The sequence below is a fragment of the Saccharothrix sp. 6-C genome (assembly GCF_016695385.1).
GTDB classification, from domain to species: domain Bacteria; phylum Actinomycetota; class Actinomycetes; order Mycobacteriales; family Pseudonocardiaceae; genus Actinosynnema; species Actinosynnema texasense.
Genome location: NZ_CP064192.1, coordinates 3,153,677 through 3,167,877 on the forward strand (window position 1 = coordinate 3,153,677; position 14,201 = coordinate 3,167,877).

Sequence of the window (14,201 nt, forward strand, 5' to 3'; positions counted from 1 at the left end):
GTGACGCACATCGAACCGCTCACCCCGACCCTCGGCGCCCGGGTCACCGGCGTCGACCTCAACGACATCACGTCCGCCGAGGCGGCCTCGGCGCTGCGGGCGGCCCTGGTGGAGCACAAGGTGCTGGTGTTCCCGAACCAGTCGCTGACCCCGACGTCGCACCGGGCGTTCGCCGGCGCGCTGGGGGAGCTGACGCCGGCGCACCCCGTCGTGCCCGGTCTGGACGCCGACCACCCCGAGATCTACGTGCTCGACGCGAGCGACGGCGGCAAGGCGCCGGTGTGGCACACGGACGTCACCTTCATGGCCCGTCCGCCGCTGGGTTCGGTGCTGCGGGCGGTGACGCTGCCGCCGACCGGCGGCGACACCTGCTGGACCGACCTGGAGGCGGCGTACTCGTCCCTGTCGGCTCCGGTGCGCGCGCTGGCGGACAAGCTGACCGCGCTGCACGACGGTCGCAAGGACTTCGAGGAGTACCTGCACGAGCGGCTGGGCGGCGAGGGCGGCACGTGGGAGGGTCGGCGCGTCCGGTCGCTGGAACCGGTGGAGCACCCCGTGGTGCGCACGCACCCCGAGTCGGGACGGCGCAGCCTGTTCGTCAACCCGGGGTTCACCACGCGGCTGCTCGGCGTGACGGAAGCGGAGAGCAGGGCGCTGCTGGACGTCTTCTTCGCGGCGGTGGGCCGACCCGAGTTCACCGTGCGGCACCGGTGGGCCGAGGGGGACGTGGTGGTCTGGGACAACCGGAGCACGGCGCACTACGCGGTGGACGACTACGGGGACCGGCGGCGGGTGATGCACCGGATCACCCTGCGCGGCGACGTGCCGGTCGGGGTCTGACCCGGTCCCGGTGCCGGGCTGGTGCTCGGCACCGGGAGGCGCGAGAGTCGCGTCGGGACGGTTGTCAGACGGTCGTGCGCGACCACTGCTGGTTGGTGCCGGTGTTGCAGGTGTACTGCTTGAGGATCGCGCCGTCGGCGGTGGAGGCGGCGGGCACGTCGACGCACTTGCCGCTGTGCCGTGCCTTGAGCTGGAAGTAGCTGCCGTTGGCGACCAGCTGGAACTGCTGGTTGGTGCCGGTGCCGCAGGTGTACTGGACGATCTCGGCCCCGTCGGCGGTGGACGCGCTGACCACGTCGAGGCACTTGCCGCTGTGCCGGCTGACGATGCGCCAGTAGCCGCTGCCCGCGTCCTGGAACTGCCACTGCTGCCAGGCGTTCCCGCCGTAGGCGTACTGGCCGACGCGCGCGCCGTTGTCGGTGTTCGGTTGTTGGACGTCCATGGCCTTGCCGCTGTGGCGCACGTCGATCCGGTAGTACGTCGGCGGCGGGGTCGTGACGCTGTCGCCCCAGGCGTAGCGGAGCCGGTCGGCCCCGGAGGCGTTGCGGACGGTCAGCTGGAGGTTGGTGCCGCTGCCGCTCAGCGAGTACATCGAGTAGTAGTCGTAGCCGATGTCACCGGGCTTGCCGCCGATGGCGGGCCAGTAGGTGCCGCCCATCCGGTTGTCCCGCATGACCTGGGCCATGGCGCGGATGTGGCGCACGAAGTTGTCGGTGCTGTTCGCGTCGGCGTAGTTCAGGCCGGTGGACATGGGCGCGCCGAACTCGGTGGCGACCGCGCGGGAGGCGCAGTTGCCCAGCCGGGTCTGGATGTGGCTGCGGAACTGGTCGTAGGTCATGGCGCCGTAGAAGAACGCGTAGTGGTGGAAGGACAGCAACGTCGAGTTGAAGCGGCTGTCGTTGCACACGTCCCGCAGGTCCTGGCTGTAGCCGGTGCCGCCGATGAGCACTCGGCCGGGCACGGCGGAGGTGTGGTAGCTCAGCCAGTTCGCGGCGACGTTGCGCCAGTCCGCCGAGGAGTAGCCGTGCGGCTCGTTCATCGGCTCGAAGTACACGTTGCCGTTGGCCCCGTAGGTGTTGGTCACGCTGGACCACATCGTGTTCCACGCCGCCAGGTTCGTGATCCGACCACCCGAGGCCGCCCCGTCCTCCCAGTAGGCCAGGATCACCTTGAACCCGCGCTCGGTGGCCGCGTCGATCGCGCCGCGGTAGGCGTTCCACCACGTCGTGTTGGCCACCGTGTGCGTGTTGATCGGCAACCGCACGGTGTTCACGCCCAGCGTCGCGGCCATGTCGTCGTAGAGCGCGTTGGCCTTCGCCCGCACCGTCGCGTTGCTGTCGGACTGGCTCAGGCCCTGCACCACGAGCGTGCCGGTGCTGAAGTTGTCACCCAGCACCGCCCAGTTCACGCCGCGGAACTGGCTGGTGGCCGCACCGGCCGACGGCGCGGTGACCACCAGCCCGACCGCCGCGGTCACCGCGGTCACCGCGAGGGCGATCAGCAGCCGGCGCCACGACCCGCTGCTCCGGGACGGTCCTGGTGGGCGAGCACCGGACGCCATGATCGATGTCATCGGATGTCCAATCGCTAGATCTTCTGCGCACAGCGGTTCGGCGGGCGGGACGCCCCTGCTCCGGGACGTCCCGCCCGTGCCACGGGAGGTGTCACGAGTCGCCGGAGGGACCCGCGATCGACGTGCCGGTCCGGACGGGGACGCCGAGGTCGGGCGAGCCGTCCGGGTTCCAGGCGATCTTCTGCGCCCGCGTGGTGCGGGTGGTGCCGCAGCCTTGGCTGGTGGAGGAGTTCGCGTGGTAGACGACCCAGGTCTCGGCGTTGTCGGGAGACCTGACGAAGGACGCGTGCCCCGGGCCGTAGACGCCGTTGGCGTCACTGCGCTGGAAGATCGGCGTGGACTTCTTCGTCCACGAGCTCGCCGACATCGGGTCGCCGCCGGTCCAGGTCAGCACGCCGAGCTTGTAGTCGGGCGTCTGGCAGGAGCTGGCCGAGTAGGTCAGGAAGGTCTTCCCGGCGTTGTACACGGCGTAAGGGCCCTCGTTGACCGCGCCGCCCTGCCGCTCCCACGACAGCCCCGGCGACGAGATCCGGGCGCCATTGCGCGAGACCTGGGTCGGCGACGACATCGGGGCGATGAACAGCCCTTGTTCACCACCTCGGAACGCGGAGTAGACGAAGTGGTCGGGGTAGCCGTTGAACCGGACCACGCTGCCGTCGATCGCCCACCCGCCGTTGGGCTCCAGGTTCAGGATGCCGCGGTAGGTGTAGGGGCCCAGCGGGTCCGTGCCGTTGCTCTCCAGCACGCCGGTCCGGCGCTGGCCCTGGCCCGGCGACGGCTCCGCCGAGAAGTACAGGTACCACCGGTTGCCGATCCACTGCAGGTCCGGCGCCCACATCGTGCAGCAGCCGGGCCCGGCGGTCAGGGTGAACACCGTCTGCTCGGCCGCGGTCTTCAGCCCGGCCATGGTGGACGACCGGCGCATGACGATCTTCGACGACCACGTCGTGGCCACGTAGTACCAGTTGCCGCCGCTGTACACGATCGACGGGTCCGCGCTGTTCGGCGCGCCGACGAGGGGGTTGGTGAACGACGGGCCGGGCGCCGCGACCGCCGGTGCGGCGGGCACGGCCGCGGCCAGGGCGGACGCGAGCACGGCCGCGGCGGCGAGGGTGAGCGCCCGTCGTGCCGTTCTCAGACCTCTTCGCACTGACATCGGCGTTCCTCTCTGAGGGTCTGCGGGTGGCGGCGGAGGTCTGGTGCGTGCGGCGCTCAGGACTGGGTGCGGCTCCACTGCTGGTTGGCGCCGCTGCCGCAGGCGTACTGCTGGACGTCGGCGCCGTCACCGGTGCCGGAGGCGACGACGTCCAGGCACTTGCCGCTGTGCCGCGCGACGATCCGGTGGTAGCTGCCGGTGGCCTGCCACTGCCACTGCTGGTTGGCGCCGCCGCCGCAGGTGTACTGGATGACGTTGGCCCCGTCGGCGGTGGAGGCGTTCGCCACGTCCAGGCACTTGCCGCTGTTCTGGTTGACGATGCGGAAGTAGCCGCTGCCCGCGTCCTGGAACTGCCACTTCTGGTTGCCGCCGCCGTTCCAGGTCCACTGCTTGACCTCGGCGCTGTCCGCGGTCGAGGCGGACACGACGTCCATCACCTTGCCGCCGTTGCGGTTGGTCACGCGGTAGGCGGGCGCCGCGCCGGGCACGTCGGAGACCGGCAGGATCGTGCCGTGCCGGCAGCCCGGGCAGGTGATCTGGCTCAGGCCCGACCAGGAGCCCAGGTTCGAGCTGGTGGCCGTCCAGATGCCGCCGTTGGTGTACTTGTCGACCCAGATGCGCCAGGAGCCGTCGGCCATCCGCAGCACGGCCGGTCCCTCGTAGCCCGAGCTCCACAGCCGGCCCTGGTTGCTCCACCCGCCGGTGAGGCTGGTGCTGGTCCAGTGCTCGATGTACTTGGAGGTCTCGTCCTTGGTGAAGGCGTGGTAGGTGCTGTCCGACTTCACCACGTAGGTGTCGATGTGGTTGTAGCCGAGGCCGCCCATCTGCGCCGGCCCGCTCCACGAGGTCAGCGCGCTGTTCTGGGCGGTGAAGACGTAGGGGCGGAAGCAGTCGGAGCACGTCGTCTGGGCGATGCTCACGATGACCCGGACGGTGCCGTTCTCGACGTAGAACTCGGGCGCCCACGTGAACCGCGTGTCGGCGACGCCGGAGTCGACGCTGGTCACGTGCGTCCAGTTGACCAGGTCGGGGCTGGAGGCGATGTTGAAGTGTGTTGAGTTCGTCGTCCACGACTGGACGGTGTGGGCGACGTAGTAGAGCCCGTTGTGCTGGATGACGCTGGGGTCGCGCAGCACCCCGGACGAGCCGCGGTAGCCGGTGTCGGCCAGCACGGAGAAGTTCGTGCCGTTGGACGAGGAGTAGACCCAGAGCTCCTGGTCGGCGGCCGCGTCACCCTTGAACGTGGTGTAGACGTAGCCGGGTGCGGCCTGCGCGGGTGACGCGACGGCCACCGCGGTCGCGGCGACGGTGAGCGCCACGAGGCTGAGTCGGGCCGGCAGGCGCCGGGCCTTCGGCGGTCTGTTCACGGGTGGTCTCCTCGCGAGGTGGGCTGCCGGCGGAGGTCGACCCGGGAAGGGCCGACCTCCGGGCAGGGCGCGGTGTGGCGCGGTGGCGCGGAGCCGCCGGCGTCGGGAGTCGCACTGCTGCGGAGCGGCCGGGCGAGCTCGGGGGCACGAGGCTCGCCGCGGGCGCGGCACTGGGCGGTCGACATCGGCGTCTCCACTCGGGTGTCCGCCGACGCTGTCGGCGCAGGCGGCGGCCCGCCCGGCAGGCAGGGGCAGTGACCTGTCGCGAGGGCACTGGTGGGTGGGTGTGACGGGCGCCACCGTTCTGTGTGAACGCTAACAGCAGCCTGCCCAGTCACTCAAGAGTGAACTGGGGGTTGCAGGAATCAACACGCGAATGTGGTGTTCGAAGCGCTTCGTGATCTCTGTTATCGCTAACAGCGCGGAGCGGACGCCCGACCCGTCCAAGCGGATCAGCCGGTGGTGAACAGGTCCGCCGGCACGGCGTCCGCCAAGGCGCGGTAGCCGGCGGGGTTGAGGTGGAGGTGGTCGCCCGTGTCGTAGGCAGCGTTGAGGCGGCGCGGTTGGGCGGGGTCGCGCACGGTCTGGTCGAAGTCGATGACGGCGTCGAAGCGCCCGCTGGTGCGGATCCACGTGTTGACCGCCTGACGGGTCCGCTCCCGGTGACCGGTGGCGTCGTCGTAGCCGTTGCCGCCGAACGGGGTGATCGTGGCGCCGTGGACCCGGATGCCCTGGGCGTGGGCGCGGGTGATGATCTGGTCGTAGGCGTCGATCAGCTCCGTGCCGATCAGCTGTTGGTCGGCCTGGGTGGCCGGTGCGCCGCCGATGTCGTTGACGCCCTCGAACACCACGAGCCACTCGACCCCGCTCTGCGCGAGCACGTCGCGGTCCAGGCGGGACAGGGCGTTGGGGCCGAGGCCGTCGCGCAGCACGCGGTTGCCGCCGGCGGCTTGGTTGACCACGGCGGTGCCGGCGGTGTCCGGTCGGGTCTGGAGCCGGGCCAGGAGCAGGTCGGGCCACCGGTTGTTGGCGTTGGTGGTGGAGCCGCGGCCGTCGGTCAGGGAGTCGCCGAGCACCACGACGGCGGCCGTGTCCGGTTCGGACAGCACTTCGAGGCCGTGCAGGAAGTACCAGTGGTCGGTGGGCGTGGAGCCGTTCATGGTCTCGGTGTTCACGTGGTTGCCGGCCAGCAGGTGCGACGTGGTGCGCGAGCCGGGGTGGGAGGTGATGCTGGTGGATGCCTGGCCCTGGGCCAGGTACGTGGTGACGGTCAGGTTGGCCTGCGCCTGGACGGGGAACGTGATCGGGTCGGACACGACCTCCGCGCCCCGCTGCACGGTGGTGGAGCCGCGACCGCGGAAGGTGACCGGCCGGGAGGTGCCGGGCTCGATCGCGTTGACGCCGGCCGCCCCGCCCCGCGGTCGGGCGATCGTCACGGCGGTGATGGGCAGCGGCGCGCCGCCGAAGGCGTTGGAGAACCGCAACCTCAGCTGGTCGCCGCCCACGGAGACGTGGACGGTCTGGCGCAGGGTCGCGTTGGCCAGGACCACGCCGTTCTGGGTGAACGGCGCGGGCGGCATGTTGGACGACTCGGTCAGCTGGGGCATCGAGGCCCAGCTGTGCACCCAGTGCTCCTCGGCGGTGGAGGACGGGGTCGCGCCGATCGCCTGCGACGCGAGGACGAGGGCCGCCGCGGCGGCCAGGCGGACGAACGATGACGCCTTGCTCATGGTTCTCCTTCGCACAGCCCGATCGGCGGGAACCCGGGTGGGGGTTCCCGCCGATCGGGTGGGGGGATGATCAGCCGGTGGCGCAGGTCGGCGTGAGGCCGGTGCCGACCCCGGTGCCCTGGAAGCCGAACTCGGTGGACTGGCCCGCGGTGACGCGGCCGTTGTAGGTCTCGTTGGTCCACCGGATGGCGCCGGTGTCACCGCTGCGCCGGGCGTTCCAGGCGTTGGTGACGGTCGCGCCGGCCGGCAGCGTGAGCGCCACGGTCCAGCCGTCGATGGCCGACGACCCGGCGGTGACCTTCACGGTGGCGGTGAAACCACCCGTCCACTGGTTGACCGACACCGAGGCGGTGCACCCGGCCGGACCGGGTGTCGTGGTGGTAGTAGTCGTGGTGGTCGTTGTCGTGGTGCTGCCGGTGGTGGTGCTGGTGGTGGTCGTCGTCGGGTCGTCGGGGGAAGCCCGGCGGCTCTCCGGCGGGCCGAGGTGGCTGGGTTTGAGGCCACCGGTGTCGATCAGGAGCTTCTGCAGCACGACGGTGGGGTCGACGACCCAGAACTTCACCGTGTGCACACCGGGGGAGGAGACGGTGAACGTGGTGGAGGTGCGGTTCACCGCGTCGAGGGTGTTCATCTCCCAGCCCTTGTTCATGGCGGTGTCGTCGGAGCCGGTCGCGGCCGTGATGTCGACCGTCTTGGGCGCCTGGTCGTCGAGCGAGACGGCGTACTCGACCCCGCTGCCCGGTCGCACGTTGTTGCGCGGCGACAGGTGTGCCCAGACGGTGACCGGGCCGGTCGTGGTGAGGTTCACCCGGTACTCCAGGTGCGCGCCGGAGCCGCCCGGCGCCTGGTCGGCGGCGGTCACCGGGGAGGGCTGCACGCCGGCTCCGGTGAGGCCGATGCCGGGGAGCCGCTCCCACGTGACGCCGTTGCCGTCGACGGCCTCGGCGTAGTGGTCGGCGTCGACGGAGACGTAGCCGTTCGCCTCCACGAACCCGTCCACCGGGGCGGTGGCCGGGTTGTCCACCACCGCTTGCACGGTCACGGTGCGGCCCGCGCCGGTGACGGTGATCGGCACCGCGGTCCTCCCGGTCGGCGCCTTGGCCCAGTCGACCCGCAGGGTGGCGCGGGTCTGCTTGGTCACGGTGCCGCTCGCGGGAGTGGCGGTCAGCCACGGCGCCGACGGCGTGATCCGGTAGTCGAACGAGCTGCTGCCCCGGTTGAACACCTCGATGTGCTGGGCGGGTTGCGCCTGGTACGGGCTGAACACCGGCAGGACGGGTTGGCTGGTGGCGTCGGGCCACCAGTTCAGCGAACCGTCGATCGCCACGCCCATCGACGCCGCCGACGGCACGGTGATGCGTTGCAGCGCCGGGTAGATCTGGTCCGGGTCCGGTGGCTCCTGCCAACTGGCGTTGTTCCCGTAGCGGGCCTTGTCGCCGTAGCCGATCTTGGTCTGGGTCTGCCAACCGGTCCACTTGCCGCCGGCGAGGGTGTTGTTGTAGTGGTTGGACATCGCCACGTCGTCGGCGAGCCGGGCCTCGGCGGTCGCGGCGAGGTCGTTGGTCGCCGCCCGCCCCTGTGACGCGTACCAGCGGTTGAGGAACTGCGCCTTGCGCAGCGCGTACAGGTTGGCGGTCGCCTTCGCCGGGTAGAGCACGAGCTGGTGGTAGGCGTCCCGGTCGGCCGCCGGCAGACCTCGTCCGACCGCGTCGGCCTTCGCGGCGAGCTCCTGCCACTCGGCGGTCACCCGGTCCAGCTCGCCGTAGTTCTCGATGCTGTACGGGGTCATCGCGTCGTCGGTGGTGATCGCACCGGAGGCGCCGCGGGTGTAGCGCCGGTTGGTCGCCTCGGGCTTGCGGCGCGCCTGGAGCTGCCCGTAGGTGTGCAGCACCTCGGCGATCGCGGGCGCGGCCTGGTCGCCGAAGTTCTGGGCGGCGTACCCCCGGGTCCACTCCTCGACGCCGTCGGCGGGGATGGCGTCGGGGTTCCAGGCGTAGTCGAGGAAGAACTGGGTGGGCGCCTCCTCGTTCTTCAGGTCGCCGACGTTGACCACCCAGAGCCGGTCGATGCCGCTGCGGTAGGACAGGTTGAGCTGTTCGCGGGTGTTGGCCAGGTTGATGGTGTCGACCCACTTGTAGTTCCGGCCGCCGCCCACGTAGTCGAAGTGGTAGTACAGGCCGTAACCGCCCGAGCGGGGCGCCGACGCCGGGTCGGGGACCTTGCGCAGGTTGCCCCAGTTGTCGTCGGCGAAGACGACCGTGACGTCGTCCGGCGGGCGCAGGCCGCGGTCCCAGTAGCGCTGGACCTCCTTGTAGAGCGTGAAGACCTGCGGGATCCGGTCGAGCGGCGCGGTGCTCTCCCGGTCGAGGATCTGGCGTTGACTGGCGATGATGTCCCGCATCAGGTCGATGCCGTCGCCGTCGGGCAGGCTGGTGTCACCGTCACCCCGCATCCCCAGGGTCACGACGCCCTCGAACTTCTCCCGCTCCATGCGCTTGACGCCGTCGGCCCAGTAGTCCTGCACGGCGGTGCGGTTGCGCACGAAGCTCCACTCGCCGTTGCCGCCGTAACGGGTGGGGTTGCGCTTCCACTCCTCGATGCCGCGCATCATGGGCGCCTCGTGGGAGGAGCCCATCACCACGCCGTAGCGGGTGGCGGTGGCGTGGTTCTGCGGGTCGTCCTCGGCGAACGCCCGCCCCCACACCGCCGGCCACAGGTAGTTGGCCTTCAACCGGAGCATGGCCTCGAAGACCTTCTCGTAGTACAGGCGGTTCAACCCGGAGCCGTAGCCGGGCGCCAGGCCCGGTCCGAACGTCGCCCGCGCCCACCGACCGGTCGACGGGTTCTCGTCGTTGATGAACACGCCCCGGTACTTCACCGCCGGGGTGCCCTGCGTGTGGCTGCCCGGACGCACGTAGAGCGCGCTGTGCTTGCGGGCGGGCACGTCGTCGAAGTAGTGCCACGGCGACACCCCGATCCGCCGGGAGACGTCGTAGGCGCCGAAGATCGTGCCGCGCTGGTCGCTGCCCGCGATCACCAACGCCCGGCTGACCCCCGCCACCGGGTTCTCGACCACCTGCTGGAGCGAGGTCTCCCACTTGCCGCGGATGAGGCTGACGTCCAGCTTCCCGGCGGAGACCAGGCCGTCGATCAGCGGACTCCGCCCGAGGGTGCCGACCAGCACCACCTCGCCGGACGTCGGCGTGCCCGTGGAGACGGTCGGCCGTGCGCCGGTGACGCGCTCCACGTCGTCACGCAGGTCGCCCACCACCCGCACCACGCCCGGGAAGTCGCCGCCGCTGACGAACAGCGGGGCCGCCCGGCCGCTCGCGGCCAGCGTGAACCCGCCGTCGACCGGGCTGAACGAGAGGTAGTCGCCCTCGGCGGCGGCTGCGTCGGGCGCGCGGGCGGCCAGCACGAGCGCGGGCAGCAACGCCGCCAGGACGAGCAGGGCGAGGATCGCGGGCAGGCCCCGCCGCGACGCGGGGAACCGCCTTCGCCGGCGCGGCGCGTCGACGCCCGGCCTCGATGTCGTTGTCACTGGGACCTCCGGAGCGGTACGGCTGCGGCCGGCCGTGTGGTGGCGAACGGGCGTGGCGACTGCCGCAGGCGGCGGCGATCGCTGCCCGCGGTCGTTCGTGGCGGTGGTGGCGAACGCGGGTGCGGTGCCGTGCACCCCGTGTCCCGTTGCGGAAGTTAGAAGCCGGAAGCCGGCTCGGGCAAGGTTCGGCGTGGCTCGCGAAGGGCCGGCGCGAAGCGGGACTACGCAGGTAGAAAGCTTTCGAGGCAGCCAAGAAACGCTTCACTGAATCACTCGCTCGGTCTAACCGGTTCCGGCCTGCCGTCTCACTACGCGCGGCAGCACGATGCCGGTCATTGCCTATTCAGGCGTGTCCGGAGCGCCGACCGGTGCTTTCCGTGGAGCGGAAGCGTGCTGGATTCGGCTCCACCAAAAATTTAATTTAGCTCCACTTTTAGCTCCACGGACAGCGTCGTGCGGTCCCGCCGGTCAGCCGGTCAGGCGCTCCTCGGCGGCCCGCCACGCCCGGGCATCACCGCTCGGCTCGTACCGGACCACCCCGGTCGAGGACCGCACCAGCTCCCGCAGCTCCCGCAGCCCGCCGTCGAGCACGCCCAACGCCCGCGCCTGCACGAGCGCGTTGCCGTAGGCGGCGGCCTCGACCGGGCCCGCCACGACCGGCAACCCGCAGGCGTCCGCGGTGAGTTGGCACAGCAGGCGGTTGCGCGCGCCGCCGCCCACCACGTGCACGACCTCGACCCGCCGTCCCGACAGCTCGGCGGCCTGGCGGACCGCGCGGCGGTGCGCCAGCGCCAGGCTGTCCAGCACGCACCGGACGATCGCGGCGGGCGTCGAGGGCGGGGTCTGCCCCGTCCGCGCACAGGCCTGCGCGATGCGGGCGGGCATGTTCCCCGGTGCGATGAACGCCGGATCGCCCGCGTCCACCACCGCGGCCAACCCCGGCTCGGCGTCCGCCGCGTCGAGCAACCCGCCGAGGTCCGGATCGCCCCACTCGCGCGAGCACTCCTGCAACAACCACAGGCCCATCACGTTGCGCAGGTAGCGGACCGTGCCGTCGACGCCGAGCTCGTTGGAGAAGTTCGCCGCGCGACCGGCCTCGCTGAGCACCGGCCGGTCCAGCTCCACCCCGACCAGCGACCACGTCCCCGTGGCCACGTAGGCGAAGTCCCCCGTCCCGGCCGGCACCCCGACGACCGCCGACGCGGTGTCGTGCGACCCGACGGCCACCACCGGCACGGGCCCGGTCAGCCCGGTCTCCGCCAGGACGTGGTCGCGCAGCACGCCGACCTCGGTGCCCGGCTCGACCAACGGCGTGAACAGCCCGGCGGCGAGGTCCAGGCGCGCCACCAGCTCCGCCGACCACGTCCGCGTCCGCACGTCGAGCAGGCCGGTGGTGGAGGCGTTGGTGACCTCCGTGACGCGCGCGCCGGTGAGCCAGTGCGCGAGCAGGTCGGGGATGAGCAGCAACCGCCGCGCCGCCGCCAGCTGCGCCGTGCCGCGGGCCGCCGCCAACTGGTAGACGGTGTTGAACGGCAGCACCTGCAACCCGGTCACCCGGTACAGCTCGGCCGCCGGCACCCGGGCGTGCACGGCCTCGGGCACGCCGTCGGTGCGCCGGTCGCGGTAGTGGACCGGGTTGCCGAGCAGCGCCCCGTCGGCGTCCAGCAGGCCGTAATCCACCGCCCACGAGTCGATGCCGACCGCGTCCAGTCGCGGCCCGGCCGCCCGCAGGCCGTCGAGCACGCCCCGGTACAGGCCCGGCACGTCCCAGTGCAGCGTGTCGCCGAGCCGCACCGGTCCGTTGGGGAACCGGTGCGCCTCGACGAACGTCGCCCGACCGGGCGTGACGTCGAAGGCCATCACGCGTCCGCTGGACGCGCCGAGGTCGACCGCCGCGACCCGGACCGCACCGCCGGCCATCAGCGCAGGAACGCGGCGGCGACGCCGGAGTCGACCGGCACGTGCAGGCCGGTGGTCTGGGACAGGTCGCCTGCGGTGAGCGCGAAGACGGCGGCGGCGACGTGCTCCGGCAGCACCTCCCGGCCCAGCAGCGTGCGCTTGGCGTAGTAAGCGCCCAGGTCCTCCTCCTTGACCCCGTACACGGCGGCCCGCTGCGCACCCCAGCCGCCCGCGAAGATGCCCGACCCGCGCACCACGCCGTCGGGGTTGACGCCGTTGACCCGGATGCCGTGCGGCCCCAGCTCGGCGGCCAGCAGCCGCACCTGGTGCGCCTGGTCGGCCTTGGTCGCGCCGTAGGCGACGTTGTCGGGCCCGGCGAACACCCCGTTCTTGCTGGAGATGTAGACGATGTCGCCGCCGAAGCCCTGCTCGACCATCACCTTCGCGGCGGCCCTCGACACCAGGAACGACCCGCGCGCCATCACGTCGTGCTGGAGGTCCCAGTCGCGCACGGTGGTCTCCAGCAACGGCTTGGAGATCGACAGGCCGGCGTTGTTCACCACCAGGTCCACACCGCCGAACGCGAGCACCGCCTCGGCGAAGGCCCGCTCCACGGCCGCCTCGTCCGACACGTCCGCGGCCACGCCGATCGCCACGTCCGCGTCGCCGATGCCCTCTGCGACCGCCGCCGCGCGCTGCCCGTCGAGGTCGGACACGACGACGCACGCGCCCTCGGCCGCCAACCGCTCGGCGATGGCCTTCCCGATGCCCGACCCCGCGCCGGTCACCAGCGCCACCCGCGTGGCCAGCGGCTTCGGCTCCGGCATCCGGGCGAGCTTGGCCTCCTCCAAGGCCCAGTACTCGATGCGGAACTTCTCCGACTCCGGGATCGGCCGGTAGGTCGACACCGACTCGGCGCCGCGCATCACGTTGATCGCGTTGACGTAGAACTCGCCCGCCACCCGCGCGGTCTGCTTGGTGCGGCCGAACGAGAACATGCCGACACCGGGCACCAGCACGATCGCGGGGTCCGCGCCGCGCATGGCCGGCGAGTCCGGCGTCGCGTGCCGCTCGTAGTAGCCGCGGTAATCCTCCCGGTACGCGGCGTGCAGCTCCGCGAGCCGCGCGACGACCTCCTCCACACCCGCCGTGGCGGGCAGGTCCACCACCAGCGGCTTGACCTTGGTGCGCAGGAAGTGGTCCGGGCACGAGGTGCCGAGCCCGGCCAGCGCCGCGAGCTTCTCCCGGGACAGGAAGTCCAGCACCACGTCGGTGTCGGTGAAGTGCCCCACCTGCGGGTGGTCGGTCGACGCCAGGCCGCGGACCGCGGGGAAGATCGCCGCCGCCCGGGCCCGCCGCTCGGCCTCGGGCAGCGGTTCGCGGCCCGGGACCACCGCGCCGAACGGCTCGGGGGACCCGTGCCGCGCCAGGAACTCCTCCGCCGTCCGGATGATCTCCGAGGAGTGCGCCTCGCACTCCTCGGACGTGTCGCCCCACGCGGTGATCCCGTGCCCGCCCAGCACGCAGCCGATCGCCCGCGGGTTCGCCGCCTTGATCGCCGCGATGTCGAGTCCCAGCTGGAAACCGGGACGGCGCCAGCCCACCCACGCCACCCGGTCGCCGAAGCACCGCCGGGTCAGCTCCTCGCCGTCGGCCGCCGTCGCCAGCGCGATGCCCGAGTCGGGGTGCAGGTGGTCCACGTGCGGCGCGTCGACCAGCCCGTGCATGGCCGTGTCGATCGACGGCGCCGCGCCGCCCTTGCCGTGCAGGCAGTAGTCGAACGCCGCGACCATCTCGTCCTCCCGGTCCACGCCGGGGTAGACGTCCACGAGCGCCCGCAGCCGGTCCAGGCGCAGCACGGCCAGGCCGGCGGGGGTGAGGGTGCCCAGGTCGCCGCCCGAGCCCTTCACCCACAGCAGCTCGACCCGGTCACCGGTCACCGGGTCGGTGTCGCTGCCCTTCGCGGAGGTGTTGCCGCCCGCGTAGTTGGTGTTGCGCGGGTCGGCGCCCAGCCGGTTCGAGCGGGCGACCAGCGCGGCGGCGGTCGTGTTGTCGGTCATGTGCGGGAAGCTCCTCGTGGGGCGAGCGGTGCGAG

The 14,201-nt window shown here is 71.9% G+C and carries 8 protein-coding genes; 1 reads left to right on the plus strand and 7 read right to left on the minus strand.

The genetic code is table 11. The annotated features are described in order from the left end of the window. Nucleotides 1-840 (plus strand): TauD/TfdA dioxygenase family protein, encoded by an 840-nt coding sequence (locus IOD16_RS13735; RefSeq protein WP_123741891.1) that lies wholly within the window; start codon nt 1-3, stop codon nt 838-840. 64 nt (nt 841-904) lie between these two features. On the opposite strand, the gene IOD16_RS13740 is transcribed toward IOD16_RS13735, so the two are convergent. The 7 genes from IOD16_RS13740 to IOD16_RS13770 all read right to left on the minus strand — a co-directional run bounded on the left by IOD16_RS13740 (nt 905) and on the right by IOD16_RS13770 (nt 14,166). Further along, nucleotides 905-2,413 (minus strand): RICIN domain-containing protein, encoded by a 1,509-nt coding sequence (locus tag IOD16_RS13740; protein WP_236594960.1) that lies wholly within the window; start codon nt 2,411-2,413, stop codon nt 905-907. A gap of 91 nt (nt 2,414-2,504) precedes the next feature. Then, nucleotides 2,505-3,569, minus strand: a complete 1,065-nt coding sequence (locus tag IOD16_RS13745; protein WP_201440358.1) for a glycoside hydrolase family 43 protein — start codon at nt 3,567-3,569, stop codon at nt 2,505-2,507. A 56-nt stretch (nt 3,570-3,625) separates the two neighbouring features. Further along, nucleotides 3,626-4,936, minus strand: coding sequence for an RICIN domain-containing protein (locus IOD16_RS13750; protein WP_201440359.1), 1,311 nt, complete (start codon nt 4,934-4,936; stop codon nt 3,626-3,628). A gap of 452 nt (nt 4,937-5,388) precedes the next feature. Beyond that, nucleotides 5,389-6,666, minus strand: coding sequence for an SGNH/GDSL hydrolase family protein (locus IOD16_RS13755; protein WP_201440360.1), 1,278 nt, complete (start codon nt 6,664-6,666; stop codon nt 5,389-5,391). A gap of 70 nt (nt 6,667-6,736) precedes the next feature. Then, nucleotides 6,737-10,207: a glycosyl hydrolase 115 family protein gene (locus IOD16_RS13760; RefSeq protein ID WP_201440361.1), complete on the minus strand. Its 3,471-nt coding sequence runs from the start codon at nt 10,205-10,207 to the stop codon at nt 6,737-6,739. A 468-nt stretch (nt 10,208-10,675) separates the two neighbouring features. Further along, the gene (locus IOD16_RS13765) at nt 10,676-12,127 is read right to left on the minus strand and encodes a rhamnulokinase (RefSeq protein ID WP_201440362.1); all 1,452 of its coding nucleotides are present in this window, start codon (nt 12,125-12,127) and stop codon (nt 10,676-10,678) included. Continuing rightward, nucleotides 12,127-14,166, minus strand: a complete 2,040-nt coding sequence (locus IOD16_RS13770) for a bifunctional aldolase/short-chain dehydrogenase (protein WP_201440363.1) — start codon at nt 14,164-14,166, stop codon at nt 12,127-12,129. Before IOD16_RS13770 ends, IOD16_RS13765 begins: the two co-directional genes overlap by 1 nt. Nucleotides 14,167-14,201 lie beyond the last annotated feature (35 nt).